We start from the raw sequence: 20,989 nt of genomic DNA on the forward strand, positions 1-20,989 counted from the left end.
ATCCCATCCGATGAAAGGACGCAAAAAAAGCCTGTGCACGATCGCTCGCAAGCGATGCTGTGCACAGGCATGTCATTGCCAACTTGCCCTAAGGCAGCAGATTATACAAGCGGTACACCAGAACCGCCGTTTCCGCCCGCGTGATCGGTTCTTTCGGATGGAACTTGCCGCCGTCACCCTGCAGCAGCTTCGCATCCGCCAAAGCTTGGACGGCATCGCGGGCATAGGCTGCAATCGCATCCGAGTCGGCGAATCCGCCCGCGGAGGCTTGGCTACCAGCCGCTGCCGGCAGGATGCCTGCCGCATCCATGGCGCGGTAGATCATGACGGCCGCGTCTTCCCGCTTGATCGGGGCGTCCGGCAGGAAAAGGGTCCCGCCCCCCTGAACGATTCCGAGCGCTCTCGCGATGCCGACGGCCTCGTTATAATAAGCATCTTGCGGCACATCCGTAAACCGCTCGGCGCTTTCGGTGTGATTCCGGTTGAGTTCAAAAGCTTGAACCAGAAGAGCCGCAAAGTCCGCTCTTCGGATCATCGCTTGCGGTTGATAGGCCGACTCGGATACGCCGTGAACGATCCCTTTGGCCGCAAGAGCTTCGATGGCCTGACGGGCCCAAGCGAGGTTCCCGATATCCTGAAACGTATGCTCATCGTAACCAACGGCGTACACTCCAGGCTGCCAAGCCTTGAATACGATGTGTCCCAAAGACGGGACGTATTTGCCGCTTGGAACCGGTGTATATTGCCCTTGTTCTCCGGGCAGCCGTACGACGAGCTTCTCCGGATTCTTCGCTTCGCCGGAGCCCGGCTGATAAGGCAGCATGACCTTGATCGGCGCGGGCGCATCCGTCCATTGGAGCGATACTCCCTTGGCAGTAGCGAGCTGCACCGAGACCGCCGGTCTTTCGCCGAAGATGGATGCCGCATCCTTGCCCGTTCCTGCGCGATTCACCTTGCTGATGCTCACGACGACGGATTCGCCAAGCTGTTCCTTGGACGCGGCCAGCAGATCGCCCGGAATCCACAGATTCCCCAATTCCGTATGAATGTCCAGCGAGCGTGCTGCCTGTTTATCCGCAACCAGCTCTGCTGGGAGCTCCAGGGCATACCCTTCGGCCCCGGCAGCAGCCTTCAGCTGCACGACCAGCGTCTTCGTCCCGCCTTGGCCTGCCTGAATTCCGCCGAATGCCTGCTCAGCCTCCTTGCTGTCCAGGCGGACGCTCGCCAGCTTGGACGCTTGATCCAATACCGGCGATAACGTCAAGCTATTCTTTCCGGATGGATCTGGATTGGAGCCTCCGCCGGTTGGTGTACCGCTCCCTGCCGACCCGGAACCAGAGCTGGAGCCGGAACCGGAGTTCCCTCCTCCATTCGATCCCGGTCCTCCGGGATGCTCTTCTCCGCCCGGATCCGTTCCGGGCTTCGTGCCAATGGCAGCGAGCCGGGCCTGCAAGGATTTCTTCAGTCCGCCATCCGGCAGAAGAAGCACGAAATTGGCAGCGGCATCGACGGTGCTGACGTCTTTCTTTTGCTCCGCCGACTTCACGCTGGCCTGAGCCGATTTCTCCAGCAGTTTCACATAATCGTCCTGCAGGAGGTACAGATTGCCGAACAATCCGGCATCCTTGCTTGTGCCGATACCTCCGTTAAACTCCATGAACCCGGACCGGCCGTCCCCGTCATTTTCGTTGACGAGCAGCGCAAGCCCAATCGGTTTATCTGCGCGGAAATCGTAGCCCGCACCGTGAAGCGCCTCAAATGGAAGGGTCAGCTCATAATGCGTTACCTTGGCTGTTTCGTCGCGGGTAACGACTGCCTGAACGGATTCCAGCGGACCCGGCGTTATCCCATCCGGAGCACGCCATCTCCATTTCTGCACGCTGCCGTCCTCGTTCAGCGCAAACCCGAGCTCGTTCACCTGGCGGCTGGCCGCGCCGTCTTCCTTCGCCAGGTCGATACCGACCTGCAGGCTGTCGCCCTGCCATATATCGCCGCCTGTAAACGTCTGGCTGTGGACGTTGTCCTTGACATCTACGTTAACGTACAAGTGGGCTTCATCCCAGGTGACCTTGGAGGTGAGCCCGAGATCATCGGCGCCTCCCCAGCTTCCGCCAACGCTGTAGTAATGCTCCGGACCGGACACTTCAATGGTTGGCGTGTGGTCCGCGGTCTCGCTTCGCGATGCGAAGGACTGGGACAGCTTGACCGACGTTTCATAACGTTCCCCGTTATCCAGCGCAACCCTGAACTTCAGGGAATCGGCTGATAAGTAAGGGATGGCCACACTGCGGGTTTCGCCCTTTTTTAGATTGTCAAAACGGATCGGCTTCAGCGCTTCTTCATACATGCCGGGGCTGACCCATTCGATTTGTCCCTTCAGCGTTCCATCTCCGGCCGCATTGGTTATCGACAGCACCGTTCCTGTATTTTCCGGGTGTGAAGGATCGAAGGGCGCCTTCTCTAACTTCAGCGTCACAGGATAGAGATTGCTTCCCGACACTTTGCCCGGCGCATCGTTCTGAATTTGAAGTCCCCCGCTGGCCAGGTTGTTGGATACGACCATCTTGTCGATGCCCGGCCCTGCATACACATGGGTCGTTTGGGACTGCTGGAAATAGGAATCGTACAGTCCGATGTCACCGCCGACGGCGTTAATGCCGATGTCGCCGACTTTGGTGAAGTTGGCCTGCTGAATCCGCACGGTGCCCCCGAAGATATCGAAGGAACGGTTCGTATCGCCCCACATCGAAGAATTGAAAAACACCGCTTTGGAGCCGAAGTCTTTGCCGACCTCAACGTAGACTTTGTCGGTCGTGCTGATCGAGACCAGCTCCGTGTTGATGAACTGGAGTCCCGCCTTGTCCGCGCCTTCCAGCACGGCTCCTTTTTTGCTTCCGTCCGTGCCGTGGCCGATCACGACGGCTTCAGGGCCCTGCCCGTCCTGTCCTTCGAAATGGATGCCGAACTTCGAACCGAAGACGAAGGTGTTAAAAATGGTCTCCTGTTTCACGTTGCCGATGCGGAAAGCATCCAGATGGTCCTTCTGGTAACTCCAGACCATGTCGGAGTCCGCGCCGGTGGATGGATGGTTCGGGTAATTGCTGCGCCCGTAATAATGCGGATTGAACTGGACGTTCCGCAAGTATCCGCCCTGCGCACCTCCGCCCAGGTAAATCCCTTCCTTCAGCGGGGAACCTGCCACGTAATCGATGTAATGCCCGCTCGTATCGTATGTTCCAAAATCGACGGCCTGGTATGGATTGACCAGCGTCGTATCAATCAGGTAAACGTCCTTCCCTTGGCCTTGAACGGTCCACGGGTAAGGCTTGACCGGATTCGCCTCGGTCCAGGTTTGATGGTCGTAATAAACGGATATCCCACGGAGGCCCGCCGACGCTTTTAACTGGATCAACGCCGGGGCATCCGGTTCATTTTCCCCGTAGTTCGTAAAAATGACCGTACCGCCGCCAATCGTATGATGCGGAACATCAAAGTTGCCGCGCAATTCTACGCCGGCCGGTACAACGAGCGGCTGCTCGACCCGGTAGATCCCGGCCGGCATATACACCGTGCCGCCGCCAGCATCACCGGCATCGCTTAGAGCCTGCTGGATCACCTGAGAGGCATCCTCATTCCCGGTCGGATCGGCGGAGTACGGAGCATTCACCACATTAAACAATCGGCTCGTCGCCGGCTTGGGACGTGCGGCGATATCCACGGATGGCACCTCAGGAAGGCGGTCCAGGACATACTTGTCGTCTTGGCGGATATTCAGGTCCGTCGATTGGCTGTGATTGGTTACGGACAGCTTGCCGTCATATCCCGAGTTGATGGAATTTACCGTTCCGACATTCCCTTCAAGCAGGAGATGCCGATCGGGTTTGGCGAAGCTGGAAGCCCCCAGTATCAGCGATCCGCCGCGGGCGACGATCGCATAGTCTTCGCTGCCGTCCCCCCAGTTTGCGAACGTGCTGTTTTCGAAGGATAAGGTGCCGCTGCCCTCGTTCAGAACCGCCTGATCGGGGTGCCCGCCAACTGTAACGCCGTTAAACTGAACAATAGAATTGAAGCCCTGCGTCGCGTAAATGGCAATCGGATGCTGCCCGGCGCCAGCTTCGAACCGGCTGTCCGAAATCAGCAGGCCGTAATTGTTGACGCCCTCAATCTTGAGCGCGACATGGCAATCCTCGACCTGGATCTTGTACAGCTGCGCATTGGCCGATTCAAGGCTGCCGGTTCTTGTCGTCATCCGCATGCCCGTCTCATATCCGGAAATATGGATGTCCGACATGTATTCCCAATCGGAGCGGCCCATGACGATACCCTCGGCGTGGCCCGTCATGTAATCATGCAGTTCGCCGCGTTCGGGCGATCCCGCGAGGCCCGAGCCGGACCAGAGATCCGGGGACAAATGAATCCCCTCCAGCCGTCCGATATCCGTCGTATAATCGAGGAAAATGCCTGTCTTCAGCGTGGTACCATAGAGATTTTTGACGTAATGCAGTTCGTTCCAGTCCGGTCCGATCTTGATCCCCTGGTAAGCATTGACCAGCGTGACATTCTTGACGGTCGCACTGTCGCCGGGAAGCTGTTCGATCGTCCACGGATATGGTGACGGATCGGATGCGTTTTGTTCCGGATACCAGATGGACAGGTTCGTCACGCCGCTGGAGGGCTGCAGCTTGATGAAGCTCGTGCCTGTCTCCTGTCCCTTACCGGCGTAGACGGCAAGAACGGTGCCCAGAACCTTGCCGCCCTGCGCTTCCGGATTCGCCCAATCGCCGCGGAGCGTGACTCCTGTCGGGACGACAAGCTCGCTTGTCAGCCTGTACATGCCTGAAGGCACGTACACGACGCCCCCACCTTGGCTTCCCGCATCGGCCAGCGCTTCCTGGAAGGCGCGGGTGTCATCCGTGCTCCCATCCCCTTTGGCGCCATAATCCGTCACACTGCGGTCGGCAATGACGATATCGTCCGTCGGATATACCGTGTCATAGACCTTGGTTTCGTGGGTCCCCGACGATTCACGGGGCTGCTTCGTCACGGTCACCTTCGCCAAATACAGCTCGGGATTCTGTGCCTTCGCTCCGGCGCCGGTGACGCCGATCCGGAAATCCGCACCGTTTGTACGGTTCTCAAAGCGCGCGTCGCTCAGCTTGAAGGTATGCGTCTTCCAGGTCCCCGAATTTACGTACGAAAACAGCGGGGCGTCCTTAAAAGCGGACTGCTTGGAATCATACTGAAGCACCATGTCCCCATTGCCTTGGTCATAATATTCGGCCGTTACCAAAACGTCCTGATCGCTAAGATCTCCCGCGAAGTCGTCATCCACATTGAAATAAAAGTAGAGGATGTTCTGTGCCGGATCATTCGGATTTACCGCTTGATTGGTTTTCCAGTACGTTTTACCGTCCATTTCGCCCACCTGCAGGCCTTCCTCCGGACCGTCCCCCGGACGGGCGGTCATGCCTTGCCCTTCCGGCGTTTCCCCGAGCGTAATGTATACGGAATCGGTGACCGTTACCGGGGCGGATGGCGGAAGCTGGCTTCCGCCATCCGCATCCTCACCATCGGCGGCGGCTCTAAGTGGATCCGGGGCCATCCAGAATAAGGAGACGACCATCACGATGACGGTTATTTGCGCGATAAAGCGCCTAAAGCTCCATCGATTGTTCACGATTATTCCTCCCATGCTTGATTTGCTTATCAAGCTGCACGAAAGCAACGCTGCTTCGCTGCGGGATCATGATTGTATTCGCTTTCAATTTTGCAGCAAAAAAACCATCGGCAATACACCCGAGCTTGTCCCGTATCCAATTTAGCTTGCGGCACCTCCCCCTTTCAGCAGGCGGCTTGCTTCATCTATGAACCTTAAGGAATACCGGCCTTAACGGCCGGCGTTCCTCCAGGAATGAGCAGGCTCCCAGTTCAGGACCGACTTCGCCCGGGCGTTGGACACGAGCGCCGTCAACTTACCTGGGTCCTTGCCTGGAAAAGGCACCTGCGGATAATACTTGGCAGCCAGCTCGCTGACGCTTGCATCGCTCAGCAAGTCGCTGGATGTGACGTTCAAACGGCATGCCTCTGCCTGGCCTTGCACGGGTGCTTCCAGCGCAAGCCTGCAGGCGGAAGCGGCGTCGCGCGCGTCGACATAGCTCCATAGAATGCGGTGATGTCTGGCGGTATCGCTGAAGGCAGCAATCTCCCGATCGTATTCATTCGGCGCCAGAATCAAAGAGAAGCGGAGGGCATAGATCTCCATGCCGGTACGGCGGGCGAACATATCGCCCGTCTGTTCGTTCACCTGCTTGGACAGCCCGTAGCTTTCCTGCGGCAGCAGCACATGCTCCTCGTCAACGGGGAGCGTATGCGGCGGAAAGGGATGCTTCGCCCAGCAGAATCCATAGGCCGATTCGCTCGATCCGAATACGACGCGCTGGATGCCGAGCTTCGAAGATGCCTCCAGGATGTTGTATGTCGCCATGACATTGTTGGCGAAGATCCGCTCCGGCGAAAAGTTGATAGGATTCGGCACGGCAGCCAGGTGAACCACCGCATCCGACTCCGCCAAAATACCGTACACCTCGCCAAGCTGGGTCAAATCCCCCTGGACATAGCGGGCATAACGGTTTCTCCCGCTTGCCGGGCGGGCATCCGTTCCGATGACCCGGTATCCTGCATGGTTAAGCTCTTGAACGACGTAGTGGCCCAGTTTTCCTTCCGAGCCGGTCACGACGATTTGTTTCATGATCTTTTCCTCCTTCCGGCCGGACCTTACGGACGAATCAGCGTTCCATCCGGCTTGCGGTCCAGCTTGTATGGGTGATGGTATGCTGCCAGGGAACCTTGATCCTTTACCAGGGCTGCCGCCTTATGCTCGTCGATATCGATGCCAAGCCCCGGTTTATCGTTCAGCTTCAAATGCCCGTGCTCCAAAACCGCGTGACCCGGGAAGGCCTCCTTCTCCTCGCTGCGGAAATGGTTGATCTCCTGTACGCCAAAGCTCATGATCGCCATGTCCAGATGCGCGGCCGCGATTTGGTTGACCGGGTCGTTCTCCCCGCCTTCCTGCCACGCGGTGCGTACGCCGAAAGCTTCGCAGACGGCGGCAATTTTGCGGCATGGGGTAATGCCGCCGGCCTTGGAGACGCGCATCCGGACAAAGTCGATCAAGCGCTCCTGCACCAGCGGCAGCCACTCCTGCGGGTGAACAAACAATTCGCCGACGGCCTGCGGCGTGGTGCTCGTTTCTTTGACCCGCCGGTACCATCCCGTATGCTCCGATTGCAGCAAGTCTTCCACGAAAAACAGGCGGTACGGATCCAGCGCTCTCGATAAGCTGACGGCGCCGGAAGGCGTCAGATGCTCGTGAACGTCATGCGTAAAGCCCAGGTTCATGCCGAACCGTACACGCAGCTTCTCGAACATGTCCGGGATCGCCGTGATGTAGCTGGCTTCATCGAACACGCTGGCAGGAGGGAATTTCGATGCACCCTGCGGAGCGACGAAACCGCCTCCGCCGTAGCCCCCAAGCTGGCAGCGGATCACACCGAAGCCTTGCTCTTGAAAGGCATGCACCTCTTCCTCCAGCTGCCCGTAGGTGGCACCGTTAGCATGCGCATAACAAGGAACGGCCGAACGGACCGCGCCGCCCAGAAGCTGGTATACGGGCATCCCCGCTTCCTTCCCCTTGATGTCCCACAGCGCCATGTCGATACCGCCCATGGCGGTATGGAGCGTGGAGCCGTTGCGCCAGTAACCGCTCGTATACATCGTCTGCCACAGGTCCTCGATCTGGCCGGCGTCCCGTCCGATAAGCACCGGTGCCAGCAGTTCCTCTATGATGCTGACCACGGCTCCCGGCTGGTAGATATCGCTGGCCGAGCCGATGCCGTACAATCCGTCCTGGTCCGTCATGACTTTAACGATGACCCAGCTTCCATCATGTCTCGTTCGAATGCAGCGTACTGCCGTTATTTTGGCCATACCGCTTTCCCCTCCCCAAAATGGACTATATTAACGCAGAGCCGGACGAATGCCGACTGTCTGAATTTTTGCCGGCCCCAGTTCTACCGTATACCGGCTTTGCTCGTTTTTCCCCATCTCTTCCCCGCGCTGTTCAATGATGGTGCTCTCATAGACGCCGTCCACCTGGAATGAAGGCGCGAATGACAGAGTCGTCGGCGCTGCCGATGAAACGTTAAATACCCGGAACATTAGATCCTCATTCTCCTCGCCAAGCTTGAGTGCGCTGAAGGCAAGGCGGTCGCCCTCCCATTCGAGAAACGCATGATTGGCAGGCAGCTTGCCGCCGTGAACGCCCGTCTGACGAACCGTCCACGGAACCGGGAATTGATAAGCCTCGGTAAATGCGCCCGATTCAACCACATCGGCATCATGGGAAATCAGCTCCATTTCCAGGACATGCGTTCCCAGGCACTGCGCTTCAGGCGTCGCAAATACGCCCCAATCCCCAAGCTCTCTGACGCCGCGCACGAGCGTGACCGCCATCGTGTTATGCACCGGAAGCACTTCGTATTCGTTCAGCCCCTGATTCGCGACGGTAAGTCCCGCGATGCCGTCGCTCAAGCTGATGAACGCGTTCTGATGCTGGGCGTTGCTCGGATTGCTCCACGCGGCTTCAGGCTGAATCGAGCGCCGAGCCACTTCATAAATGGAGTCCGCCATCACATGGCCCGTTTGCAGTCCGGTCTTGAACAGCATACGGATGCGGTGGTCCTTCACCGTGTTGTCGATCATGCTCCGGATGCCGACAGAGCGGCTGTCCTTGCCCAGGGTGAGCTCCGTGACGATCTTCACCCCGGCCGTCTCGCTAACGCGGCGGGATTTCCGGTACCGGAAAGGGACCATGGAGCGAATCTCTTCGTCCAGCAGCGCATCCGCTCCAAGCGGCAGGTTCCAGACGCGCTCGATCCGGTATATGGCGGCCAGCGGCGTATGCTTTACCAGCCGGATATCCGCCGAAAGGCCCTCCGTCGTCAGCGGCGCTTCTCCATCCGGCTGCCGGTACATGTATTCGTTCCCGATGTCACCCGTGTCCTCGTAAATGCCAAGCCCTTCATACTTCCGGCCATTCACTTTATCCAACAGTGTAAAGGAGCCGTCTTCCGAGATCTCCACCCGAAGATAACAGTTCTCCATCGCGTTACCACCTGCATTCACGCCGCCTACAGCAGGCGAAACGGATTCGGATTCGGCCAGGGAATCCTTGCGGACAAGGGCGTAGGTCCGATAACCGATTCCCGGGACGTCCTTGACGTAGAGCTCCACATCCACCTGAAAAGCCCAATAAGGCTGACGGAACCGGTTATCCGGGAGGTCATAGCCGAATACCGGGCCGATCGGCTCGATGTTAGCCTCAACGGGCTTGCCTCCTTCGTCCGCTACGATCCATTCCTCCGGATCAAAAACCCGGTACTCTTCTTTGAACGCTTCGTATTTCTCGTGCGGAGCCTGATGATCGAAGTAGCGGCGCTCTATGTCCACCGTCATGCGAACCGCGCCGGAACGGGGGTGGCCCGACGTGTTAAAGACGACGAAAGGCCGCGCCGATTCCGGGTCAAAGCCGGAGGTGTCCACGGCAGCAGCTACCGCCGCGGCGCTGTCCGCAGCGATCGACTCTGCCACCTGCTGCGACTTGGCAAAGCGCGTCATCATCTCGCGGTGCACCTCGTCAACGCTGCAGCCGCAAATGCTGTCATGCGGATGGTTTTGCAGCAGCGTCTTCCACGCATACAGCAGTTCGTGCCGCGGATAAGCCGTACCGGTCAAATGGGCCATGACGGCGAGCGGCTCGGCCACCTTCTCCAGCAAGGTCTGGCTCCGCACGTTTTGCTGTTTGATGTACACCCGGGCCGACGCGGTATTGACAAGCGTGATCCACCCGTCCGTCCACTGGCTTCGGAGCTCGCCGCGCACGACATCGAGGGCATCCGGGTTCGCCTGACGAAGCGCTTCAATATACTCGGGGAAGCTGGAATGGAGGAACTTCACGTCCGGCAGCATCTCGCCGGCGGTGCGCAGCGCCCTGGACAGATCCTTCTGCAGCGGCTGGTGGTCGCAGCCGTTCATGAAGAGCAGCTCCGGTCCCGAAGCGAATGCTTCGGCGGCTGCCAGCTTTTCCGCCCAATACGCCTTTGCGGCTTCAGGATCCGTCGGAATCTCCATCCCGTTGTTGTACCAGTTGGCGAACAGGATCGCCAACACCCGGGACCCGTCGGGAGACTCCCAGTACATCTCGGAGTATTTTGACGTATGTTCGTTACCGGACTGGACCTCGTTGTTGAAGCCCACCGGCTTGACGCCGCGCCCGTATACGGCGACATCGATGCCCGCCTGGCGAATAAGCTGGGGTGCCTGCCCCATATTGCCGAAGGAGTCGGGAAAATAACCGATTTTCGCGTATCCCCCCATCTTTTTCGAAAGGAGGATCCCGATCAGCAGGTTGCGCGCATTCGCTTCGCTGCTGACCAGAAATTCGTCCTGCAGAATGTACCAGGGACCGACGATCAGCTTCCCCTGTTCGACCAGCGAACGCACTTGCTCCGCCCGGTGCGGCATCATTTGCAAATAATCCTCCAGGACGATATATTGGCCGTCCAAATGAAAGCTGGCAAACTCCGGGTCCCGTTCGAAGGCCTCGATCAAATCCTCCATCAGGCGGACCAGCTTCAGCCGGTGTTTTTCGTATGGCAAATACCACTCTCTATCCCAATGCGAATGCGCAATAATATGCGCTGTTTTTATGGTCATCTCTTTCATCCCATTCTTGTATGTTTTCTAGTGCGCTATCGATGGTACGGCATGAATGATGCGTATTACATTTTGACCGAACCGACGGTCATGCCTTTAACGTACATCTTTTGCATAAACGGAAACGCGATCAGGATCGGAATGACGGTGATCAGCGCTCCGGCCATCAGCTCGTTCCATTTTTTAAATGAGGAGGAATCCAGGTACATCAGCCCCATCGGCAGCGTGAACATCTCCTGCTTGTCGACGATAATCATCGGCCACAGAATGTTGTTCCAGCTTCCGATAAAGTTCAGGATGGCGATCGTTCCGATCGCCGGCAGGGCCAGCGGCAGATAGACCCGCCAGTAGATCTTGAAGTTCCCGCAGCCGTCCAGAACGGCGCACTCGTACAGCTCATGCGATATGGTCCGGAAATAGCTTGTAAACAGGAAAATGGCAAACGGCGCGGCCCCGTTAATCATCGGCAGGATCATGCCGACGTACGTGTTCTGCAGGCCGAGATTCGTCATGTTGATATACAGTGGAATGAGCGTCGTCACGCCAGGAACGAGCAGCAGCGCAATGAACGTGTAATACACGAATTTTTTGCCTCTAAATCTGAACTTGGCGAACGAATACGCCATCATCGTATAAATCAGAACGACTCCAATAATGACGATGATGCTGACGACCACACTGTTGACGAAAAAGCGGTAAAAGTTCAGCTTGTTCCACACTTCTGCAAACGTGGACCACTCAGGCGCCCCTTTGGGGAGGGGGGACTGCGGATTGGCCAGTGCATCCTGGGATGTTTTCAAAGAGGTGCCGATCATCCACAAGAAAGGATACACGCAGGTCAGCCCGTATAAAACCAGAATGATGTGTTTGATAGTCTTGACCATCTCGGGTCCTCCTCTAAATGTCGACTTTGAACGACCGGATACTGAACATGGCAATGGCTCCGGTAATCAGGAAAGATATCCATCCGATCGCGCTGGCCAGCCCGTAATCGTTATTCAGGAACGCCGTCCGGTACACGAGCGTCCCGATGACCTCCGAGCTGCCCGAGGGTCCGCCGCCGGTCATGATGAACACGTTCTCGAACGCCTGGAACGCGCCGTTGACCATCTGGATGACCGCGATCAGCGTAATCGGCTTCAGAAGTGGCCATGTGATTTTCGTGATCATCGTCAGCTTGCTGGCTCCGTCAACGTTCGCGGCCTCATACAAGGTAGGATCGATCGAGGTTAATCCGGCATAATACAGAATCAGCGTGCCCGGAAGGCCGCCCCATATCGAAGTAATAATGATGCCGATCAGCGACGTGGACGAGCTCCCCAGCATCCCCCCGGGTACGGTCAGAAAGTCGAGTCCGATCGCATGAAACAGGGAGTTAAAAGCGCCGGTAGGCTCAAACAGTCCTTTCCATACATAAAAAATCGCCACGCCCGATGCGATCATCGGCAGGAAGTACACCGTGCGGTACAGCGACGCCATCTTCGTATTCTGCAGGACGAACGCCAGCACGATCGCGATGGGGATGACGATAACGACCTGGGCTGCACCGATCAGGACGTTATGCAGCAGTGAGTTGTAAAAGTTCTGAGTGACGATCGGGTCATCCCCGAGCAGAAACTGCCTGAAGTTAGCAAGGCCTTCGAAGCGGGCCGTCGAAAAGTCGATTCCCGACCAGTTGTAAAAACTGAGCAGAATCGAGAAGCCGACCGAATAGACGCCAACGGCGAGAAACAGGAGAACACCCGGCAGCAAAAACAGATACGGTACCCATTTATTTCTAGTTGTTATCATCTTCCATCACCTTTGGATTTGGATTAAGCAAGCGGCGGAAAGGCGCGTGTCCCTGCCGCCGTTTGCATCATACAGCCAGAGCCGGTTATCAGTTGCCGCTGGCCTGCAGGCTCTTCATCGTATCGTCGAATTTTTTCGCAGCCTGTTCGGCCGTCATTTTCTTTTCAATCATGGATTGGATGGACTGCGCATACACTTCCCACTCCTTGTTCTTGCCCCGGTAAGCGCTGATCGCCGGCTGCGCTTCCGAATACGGTCCGGGCTCGGTGGCGAACGAGTCAACGATCGCCTTCAGGTTCGGATCAAGATCTTTGGCACGGTCGCCCAAATTCAGGGCCGGAACCGTATAGGCCGCATTCGCGAACGCAACGGCCGCATCCGGATCCGTGGTCATATACTTGATAAAATCAAGCGCGGCATCCTTGTTCTTCGAATCTTTATTCACGGACAGCATCGTCAGCGTGAACGGATCTGTCGTCCAGGAAGTGATTTTCGAGCCGTCAATCGGCGGCACAGGGAACGTGACGATATCCTCCGGTTTCATGCCCATCGCGAGCAGCGTGGACATCGTGAACGAACCGCCAAGGTCAAATGCGGCTTTGCCCGCGGCGAACGCCTGGTCCGCACCGTCGATATCCGTTGACAAAATGCCCGGCATCAGCAAGTCTTTGTCAGCGAGCGTCTGTACCGCCTGAACAACCGGCAAATGTTCCGGGTCGCTCATTTTCGCTTTTCGTTCGAGCAGGTCAATATACGATTGAGGCCCGCCATACATGATCGCCAGCGCGGATCCGGCCCAGTTCTCCCACAGGTCGGACGTTTTGGCGCCAAAGACAAGTCCCGGTGTTCCCGTCTTGCTCTTGATCGTTTCCATCATCGTGACGAACTCTTCCCACGTTTTCGGAGCTTCGGCGGTAAGCCCCGCCTTCTCGATCAGCTGCTTGTTGCCGTAAAAGGTAAAGAATCCGCCGATATCGAGCGGCAGTCCGTAGAACTGCCCCGCCTTCAACGACTTTTGTACTGTCGTGGCGTTTTTGTCCTTCTGCCAGGAATCGACTTGGCTCTGGGTCACCTTGATCGGATCCATGGCCGTACCGTAATACTTGCTCAGCACGTCGTCGCCGACTTCGCCCGACAGCTCAAGCACGGAGCCTTCGATGGAGTCGCCCGCTGTCGCCCACCAGTTGACGACGTCGGGGAGATTTTTCGAGTTGGCCGCCGCCTGAAACTTTTGTCTGTAAGTATCGTCAGGCGTAAAGGTCTCGACATCCACTTTCACTCCGGTCTTCTCCTCGTACAGCTTGGCTGCCGCTTCGATTCCCGGCGTGTAAGCGACCTTCCAGGTCCACATGGTCAAATGCTTGCTGCCTTCCGCGCTGCTGCCGCCCTCCTGCTTCTGTCCGCCTGAGCAAGCGCTCACAAACAAGCAAAGAACGGACAGCATCGTTACCATCAAGGTTGCTTTTCTTTTCATGGGATAACCACCTTTTCGCTTAATCGGTTAATATGTTTTTTTATTTCTGAAGGATCATACGGATTGCAATCCCTTTCAATATGGCGGATTTGGATACCACCCCCTTGTTAAAATATGACAAGTGCCAACCTTGCCCCGCATCGCTTCCAGCCTTCTTTTCCACGATGCCTTCACGATGTTCGACTCAACTTATGATAACAATATAAACATCTTATTTTTTAATGTAAATGTTTATTTTTTTATACAACTTGGTTAGTGATAAGAATATTATCACGAATAATCATTGAAATAACTCGTATTTTTCACTAGGTTATTTAGGGAAAGGAACTATAAAAACATACCATTCGATATAATAACTTGTATTTTATACTTGTTCGGGTTGGATAATTGTAATATATTTTAAACAGACCTATTCTCGAATGGAGCGCCAAACATGACGAAAAAGTTTACTCCCATGTATAAAAAAATCGAAAATTATATCCTGGAGCAGATCCGCAGCGGGAACTGGAAGCCGATGAACCGGATCCCCTCGGAGAATGAGCTCTCGGATCAATTCGGAGTAAGCCGGATTACGGTCAAGAATGCGCTGTCCGACCTCGTGGAAAGAGGCATCGTATACCGCATGCAGGGAAAAGGAACCTTCGTGTCGGAACAAAGAACGGAAGCTCTGTTTTCCCCGCTGTCGACCGAAGCGGCACTGCCGGCAAGCAAGACCGTCGGCTTTTTGCTGCCCCGCTTGGACAACCGTTTTACCGCCAATTTGCTCAGCGGTATTGAGGATTCTTTAGCGGAGAAAGGCTATCATCTGCTCTTTTCCAAAACGAATGACTCCCAGGAGTGTGAAATCCAGAAAATACGCGAGATGAAGCAGGCCGGCGTCGCCGGACTGATCATCTATCCCGTAGAAGGCGAAAATTACAATAACGAAATTCTGTCGCTGACACTGAACCGATTTCCGCTGGTGCTGTTGGACCGGCTGCTGAAAGGAGTGGAGACCAACTCGGTCAGCTCCAACAACTACGAAGCAGGCCAACAGGCCGTTCAGCATTTGTACGATCTGGGGCATCGGCATATCGGATTTATCTCCACCAAATCGGAAGGAACCTCGAGTATTGAGGATCGGCTCGCCGGATACGAGCAGGCACTGGAAGACCGCCACATTCTCATCGACCGCAGCCTGCAGATGACCCGTTTGGGGATGGACAATAGCGACGAAGAGGTCATCGAGATGATCCAGCAGTTTTTGCAGGCCAACCCGCATATGACCGCAGCCCTTTCTTCGAATTTCAGTCCGCATGTCATCCAAGCTGCCTTGGCTATGGGACTGCGGGTACCTGAGGATCTCTCCGTGGTCTTCTTTGATGACGTCGTATACCCCGATTTCAGCATCGTTCCCCCAACAGCCGTGGTGCAGCAGGAACGGGAGTTGGGCCGGGAGGCCGGAAAGCTCATTATCGAGCAGATCGAAAACGACGAACCCGAGTACAGGCAGATCAAGCTGCCGACCCGCCTCATTCCGCGCCGTTCGACGTCGATGCATTCTGGCGTTTCCGTTGCCCCAAGAGGGCTGTGACGACGCATTTAAAAAGCAAAAAACCGACGTTTTCACGTCGGTTTTTTAATAGATAGAGAACCTTACGGCCCTCCCTATCGATTGAAAAATTATAGATATTCGCATGTGAAATTCGAAAATTGGGCAGCAGCGTCTTTGCCGCATGCGTACAAACCGATGATGACACCCGTAAATCCTCCCGCTACTTCAGATGAAAGGTATTTCGTCTGTGCGGTGCCAAGCTGTATTTCCTGGCCGTCCGCTCGCAGAAGGAACCGGTAGTGCGTAGGGCTGGCCTGGATCACCAGGGAGGCGCGGCTGCTATTTTTCAAATCGACAGCCTTCTCAATGGACTTAATATCCCCAACATTCAGGCGCTCAATGACCTCATACCCGCTTCCGCCTTGACGTATCGCCAAATCGTAATGATGATTCTCGTCCATATAGAGTGTAATGCCGGCTTCGCCTTGAGTGAGGCTTACGTCGCAGGAAATCGCCGCTTCAAAATCCTTTTGACGAATCCCGATGAAAGTGGGAGAATCCGCTTGATCGAGCGTTATCTCGGTGCCTCTCAGCTCCAGCACGCCTTGCTCATACGAGTAGTTGCCAAGATCCGGATGGCGCAGATAACACCAGTCCTTGTCCCATTCCATATTTTCAAAAGTATAGCGCTTCTTCTCCTGCTGCACGACTTCATCCGGAATGCGGTCGGTTTCAAAGGACGACAGCGTCGTGCCATGATGTCCTGCCGTGAACCAGCCGTCCTCCCCGAACGTAACCGGTGTCAAAAATACCTCGCGCCCCAGATGATGATAAGGAATCCACTGTCCCATCTGCCGGAATCCGAGGTGAAGCAGCCACCAGTTTCCTTTCTCGTCTTGAACGAGATCGCCGTGGCCCACCGCCTGCACTTCATAGCCGCCCATATTCCGGTTGGTTATCACAGGGTTATGGGAATACGGTTCAAACGGTCCGGAAGGAGAATCCCCCCGCGCGTAGGTCACCATATGGCCAAACTCGGTGCCCCCTTCTGCGGCTACTAAATAATAGCGTCCGTCGATTTTGTATACATGCGGGGCTTCGAGATAGCGTCCTCCCGTCCCCTGCCAGATGGAACGGCTTGGCGTCAGCTTCCGTCCGGTTTCGATGTCGATTTCACACTGCACGATGCCGCCGATACCATCATCGTCCACACCGTTGCTCATAAAATAAGCTTTGCCGTCTTCAAAATACAAATCCGGATCGATTCCGCCCTGATCCACACCGATCGGGTCCGACCATTCTCCGTAGATGTCGTCCGTCCATACATAGAAGTTTTGGCGCGTCGTATCATTGGTCGTGGTCATGTAGAACCGTCCGCCGTTATACCGCAGGGTAGGAGCAAATACACCGCCCGAGCTGTTGACCTTGTCCAGCTGAATTTGGCTCTTGCGCGTCAGACAATGGCCGATCTGGGTCCAGTTGATCAAATCCTTGCTTTCAAATAGAGGGACGCCGGGAAAATACTGCATCGAACTGCAAACGAGATAATAGGTATCGTTCACCTTGCAAACGCTGGGATCGGGATAAAACCCTTTGATGACCGGGTTATCATATTTCATGGGTTCACCTCTGTAGGAGATCTGCATAGATGGTTTGAATTTTACCTTACCGCGAAGAACAAAAATACCCGAAAAATCAGCAGAAAAATCATGTCAAATTAAAACTTTATGATTATCCTGTCACTTGTTCAGAGCATCCATTGGATATAATCGCTAAAAAAGGAGGTATGTAGATGCTGCGTTTATCCATTCTTGCTCTGACCATGACTCTCCTTTCCGGAATGGTTGGCTGCTCCCAGGGGACGGATGATCCCGGATCTCATCCCCAAGAGGCTGCTGCACACGAAACCGGAGGCAAGCTAAGTGAACAAGGCCCACCTGATTCAAATGCGTTAGAGAATGCCAATTCGGGCACTCCAGATGATCTCACAACAGAAACAAGTACGACAAAAGACAATCGCAGCATTGAACCAACAGCTCGAGCGACTGAGGATTTCCCAGAACCAGCCCAAGTACCGGAGAATGCCGAACGGATTTACGCCCATGCCACAGGCTCTGAAGGTTGGTTTATCTATTCCGCCCTCCAAGGCAGCTGAGCCAGCTTATTGACCTTTTACAGTCCGGATCGGGGAGCAAACTGGCAATCGTCAGCATTAAAGTTGGACCCCGATCTGAATCAAAAAATGACCGAAAGTAATATTTTTGTCGCGATGGCTGAAACAGGTGGGAAGAATCAGATATGGCTCTTGCTCACTTCGGATCCTGGCGCGGGGTTAATGACGAAGAAGCTGTACCTTTCAGACAACGAATTACAATCCTTTTCCCTGGTATCCGACATGTCCGATAAGGTTGATGGTTATGCATCCGGCGTTACTTTTGCTGATGCCCAGCATGGCTGGATTGCCGCAAGCTACCACGACAGCGTAACCGTCCCTCTATACAGAACGACAGATGGGGGCAAAAGCTGGGCTCTGCAACGCATCGATATCCCCGGAGGCTTTAAATACGAGAACGTGTCCCCGCCTCAATTCGATGCTGCTGACAACAAGACCGGCAGCCTGGCCATAGAATTCGTAAGTGATATGGAGAACCGGACATTCACCTATACAACAAAGGATGCCGGAGAACATTGGGATAAATAACGCCCTCTATGCAATCTTCAGATTTTCTTTAGATTTCCCCCCATAAAGTCCTCAGATTTTTTCGTTATGATGTTTCATGCCAACAACAAGCGATACAGCTTGATGAATCATGACTTTTCATAACTGTCCGATCACTTTATTGGGGGGAACACCGCTTGAGCATCAGTGAACATCTGCTATTTTTACAGGGATTCTTTAAAGAGCCCAAACGGGTAGGGAGCGTCATCCCGAGTTCCCGCTTCCTTGCCGCTAAAATGGTTCAGTCCGTACCCTGGAACGAGGTAAAGGCTGTTGCGGAACTCGGATCAGGTACAGGCTCGATCACACGTTTCATAAAGCCGCAGTTACATGAATCTGCAAAAGTGTTATTGTTCGAAAGAGATAAAAAGATGAGAAATCATTTAAGGATCGAGTACCCGGATTTCCCTTGTTATTCGAATGCCTGCCAGCTCGTTAAAATCATCCATCAAGAAGGCATCGGCCAGCTTGACTGTATTATCAGCGGATTACCCTTTTTTAATTTCACGAGCGAAATGCGCGAAACCTTACTTCATCAAATGGTTGAAGCGCTAAAACCAGGAGGCGTCTTTGTCGCTTTCCAGTACTCCCTGCAAATGAAAAAGCAGTTTGCCAAGGCATTCACCATTGAAAACATCGAGTTTGTCCCCCTCAACTTCCCTCCGGCTTTTGTTTACACCTGCCGCAAAAAGGAGATGCTGTAAAACATCTTGGCGCCGGATCAGCTTGGAAATTGGTTTCGGCCAACCCGTTATGTAGAATAAATATGGGCCGCAAATGTTGAACGGCTGTACCACCCGTAATCCGAAAATAAAGGAGCAGCATACCATGAACACTGTGCTTGTCGTAGACGACGATCCGGAAATTCGAGACGTCATCCACGTTTATTTACGCAATGAAGGATACCATGTTCTGGAGGCGGCAGATGGTCTGGAAGCGCTGAGTATCATCCAAACAACCCCGGTTCATCTGGTCATCCTGGATGTGATGATGCCGCGAATGGATGGGATTAAAGCTTGCATGAAAATCAGGGAAATATCCAGCACCCCCATCATCATGCTGTCGGCCAAAGAAGAAGATATCGATAAAATTACGGGGCTGACGACCGGGGCGGATGATTACATGGTCAAGCCCTTTAATCCGCTGGAATTGCTTGCACGGGTCAAAGCTCAACTGCGGCGGCAATCCTTAATCGGAAAAGAGGAATTTCATTCTCTGATCATCCTTAAAGACCTTGTCATAGATAAGGCTAAGCATGCCGTCACCTTAAAAGGGAACCCCATTTCGCTGACTCCTCTGGAGTTTTCCATTCTGGAGCTGCTCGCGACTCATCCTGGGCAGGTATTCAGCTCCGAGAAGATTTACGAAAGCGTCTGGAAAGAGCCCTACGGCTATTCGGACAATACCGTGATGGTTCATATTCGCAATCTACGGGAGAAGATAGAGGATCGCCCAAGAGAGCCAAAATATATTAAAACCGTTTGGGGAGTTGGCTATAAAATTGAATGAACACGTAAAAGAGCCAAAAAGAAAGAAAAAGATCCAGATCCATATTTTAATCCAAATGGTGCTCAGTTTGATCATCGCTACGGCCATAAACGATCTGTGCATTTTATTATTCTTAAAGATATTGAAATGGGACATTCTCCGAGATATCTTTCCTTACTTTCTTACTCCCCTCTTTTTTATCATCTTTATCCTTACCTTTTTTATGTTGACACGGCGGATCGTAAAAGACCTGGTTCATCTGGAACACGGACTGCAAATGATCTCTGAGGGCGATTTAAATTATCGAGTAGATGTGAAGCGAAAAGATGAGCTCGGAAGGGTTGCGCACAACATCAATTTGATGGCGCAGCGTTTGCAGCAGCAGATTGAAAAGGAGCGGGAACTGGAGAACTCCAAAATGGAGATGATCACGGGAATTTCCCACGACTTGCGTACGCCGCTTACGAGCATTATCGGCTATATCGAGCTTTTAAGAACAAATTCCTTCCAGGATCAAGACGAGTACACGCGGTTTGTGCAAAACACTTATAACAAGGCTGTACATTTAAAAAAACTGCTCGATGATCTGTTTGAATATACCCGGCTGACCTCAACTGAGCCTCGCCTCGACTTAAAGCCGATCGACGTGCTTCAGCTTCTCGATCAGCTGCTTTTTGAATTTGAGCCGATTGCCCAGGAGAATGAAATCACCATCGTGAAAGAGATTGACAGTTCTCCTGCTATTACCCTCATTGACAGTGAAAAGATAGCCAGAGCCATCGATAATCTGCTGATGAACGCCTTGAAATACTCGGAAAAACCGGGGACCGTGCGCGTCATGATGAAGTCAGATCATCGGCATATCATCATTGAAATCGAAAATAAAGGAACCCCCCTTACGGAAGAGCAGGAACATAAACTCTTCGAACGTTTTTATAAAGTAGACCATTCCCGAAGCAGTGAAGGCATTCAATCCGGCGCCGGTCTTGGCCTTTCCATTGCCCGGAACATTGTGGAGCTGCACGGAGGAACTTTGACGCTCCAGCATAGGAATCGATTGTTTACCTTTCATCTGACACTGCCTTTAAGGGATAACACAGATGAATAGGTCCATTAGGTATATAAAAAAACTTAAGCCTGTAGGGACGCAGGAGTCCCCGGCTTAAGTTTTTTCTTTTCCAGATTAACCGGCTAACCGGCAATGCCGCTG

Annotated in this window: 14 protein-coding genes; 6 read left to right on the forward strand and 8 right to left on the reverse strand. The window is 54.2% G+C overall.

The genetic code is table 11. The features are described 5' to 3' along the window. Positions 1-88 precede the first annotated feature (88 nt). The 7 genes from MKY74_RS00570 to MKY74_RS00600 all read right to left on the reverse strand — a co-directional run bounded on the left by MKY74_RS00570 (position 89) and on the right by MKY74_RS00600 (position 14,038). Positions 89-5,677: a glycosyl hydrolase family 28-related protein gene (locus tag MKY74_RS00570; RefSeq protein WP_144025462.1), complete on the reverse strand. Its 5,589-nt coding sequence runs from the start codon at positions 5,675-5,677 to the stop codon at positions 89-91. A gap of 210 nt (positions 5,678-5,887) precedes the next feature. Next, complete coding sequence (locus MKY74_RS00575; protein WP_076172901.1) at positions 5,888-6,748, reverse strand: NAD-dependent epimerase/dehydratase family protein; 861 nt, start codon at positions 6,746-6,748, stop codon at positions 5,888-5,890. A gap of 26 nt (positions 6,749-6,774) precedes the next feature. Beyond that, positions 6,775-7,986 carry an enolase C-terminal domain-like protein gene (locus MKY74_RS00580; RefSeq protein ID WP_076172900.1) on the reverse strand — a complete coding sequence of 404 codons (1,212 nt, stop codon included), beginning with the start codon at positions 7,984-7,986 and terminating at the stop codon, positions 6,775-6,777. A gap of 30 nt (positions 7,987-8,016) precedes the next feature. Beyond that, positions 8,017-10,773 carry an alpha-mannosidase gene (locus tag MKY74_RS00585; protein WP_084203992.1) on the reverse strand — a complete coding sequence of 919 codons (2,757 nt, stop codon included), beginning with the start codon at positions 10,771-10,773 and terminating at the stop codon, positions 8,017-8,019. 65 nt (positions 10,774-10,838) lie between these two features. Next, positions 10,839-11,657, reverse strand: coding sequence for a carbohydrate ABC transporter permease (locus MKY74_RS00590; protein ID WP_076172898.1), 819 nt, complete (start codon positions 11,655-11,657; stop codon positions 10,839-10,841). A gap of 13 nt (positions 11,658-11,670) precedes the next feature. Further along, positions 11,671-12,564: a carbohydrate ABC transporter permease gene (locus MKY74_RS00595; protein WP_076172897.1), complete on the reverse strand. Its 894-nt coding sequence runs from the start codon at positions 12,562-12,564 to the stop codon at positions 11,671-11,673. An 88-nt stretch (positions 12,565-12,652) separates the two neighbouring features. Further along, the gene (locus MKY74_RS00600; RefSeq protein WP_076172896.1) at positions 12,653-14,038 is read right to left on the reverse strand and encodes an ABC transporter substrate-binding protein; all 1,386 of its coding nucleotides are present in this window, start codon (positions 14,036-14,038) and stop codon (positions 12,653-12,655) included. Positions 14,039-14,471: 433 nt separating this feature from the next. On the opposite strand from MKY74_RS00600, the gene MKY74_RS00605 reads away from it, so the two are divergent. Further along, positions 14,472-15,611: a GntR family transcriptional regulator gene (locus tag MKY74_RS00605; protein ID WP_076172895.1), complete on the forward strand. Its 1,140-nt coding sequence runs from the start codon at positions 14,472-14,474 to the stop codon at positions 15,609-15,611. A gap of 89 nt (positions 15,612-15,700) precedes the next feature. Here the strand turns inward: MKY74_RS00605 and MKY74_RS00610 are convergent, their stop codons facing one another. Then, positions 15,701-17,191: a glycoside hydrolase family 43 protein gene (locus tag MKY74_RS00610; protein ID WP_076172894.1), complete on the reverse strand. Its 1,491-nt coding sequence runs from the start codon at positions 17,189-17,191 to the stop codon at positions 15,701-15,703. A 173-nt stretch (positions 17,192-17,364) separates the two neighbouring features. Between MKY74_RS00610 and MKY74_RS00615 the strand changes: the two genes are divergently transcribed. From MKY74_RS00615 to MKY74_RS00635, 5 genes are all read left to right on the forward strand, one after another. Beyond that, complete coding sequence (locus MKY74_RS00615) at positions 17,365-17,727, forward strand: hypothetical protein (RefSeq protein WP_076172893.1); 363 nt, start codon at positions 17,365-17,367, stop codon at positions 17,725-17,727. 9 nt (positions 17,728-17,736) lie between these two features. After that, positions 17,737-18,273: a WD40/YVTN/BNR-like repeat-containing protein gene (locus MKY74_RS00620; RefSeq protein ID WP_144025461.1), complete on the forward strand. Its 537-nt coding sequence runs from the start codon at positions 17,737-17,739 to the stop codon at positions 18,271-18,273. Between the two features lie 155 nt (positions 18,274-18,428). Then, a complete protein-coding gene (locus tag MKY74_RS00625; RefSeq protein ID WP_076172891.1) occupies positions 18,429-18,995 on the forward strand; it encodes a class I SAM-dependent methyltransferase in 567 nt (188 codons plus the stop codon). A 124-nt stretch (positions 18,996-19,119) separates the two neighbouring features. Continuing rightward, on the forward strand, positions 19,120-19,800 hold the full coding sequence (locus MKY74_RS00630) for a response regulator transcription factor (protein ID WP_076172890.1): 681 nt from the start codon (positions 19,120-19,122) through the stop codon (positions 19,798-19,800). Beyond that, on the forward strand, positions 19,793-20,887 hold the full coding sequence (locus tag MKY74_RS00635; RefSeq protein ID WP_076172889.1) for a sensor histidine kinase: 1,095 nt from the start codon (positions 19,793-19,795) through the stop codon (positions 20,885-20,887). Before MKY74_RS00630 ends, MKY74_RS00635 begins: the two co-directional genes overlap by 8 nt. Positions 20,888-20,989 lie beyond the last annotated feature (102 nt).

The sequence above is a fragment of the Paenibacillus sp. FSL R5-0378 genome, from assembly GCF_038009285.1.
Taxonomy (GTDB): Bacteria; Bacillota; Bacilli; order Paenibacillales; family Paenibacillaceae; genus Paenibacillus_AQ; species Paenibacillus_AQ favisporus.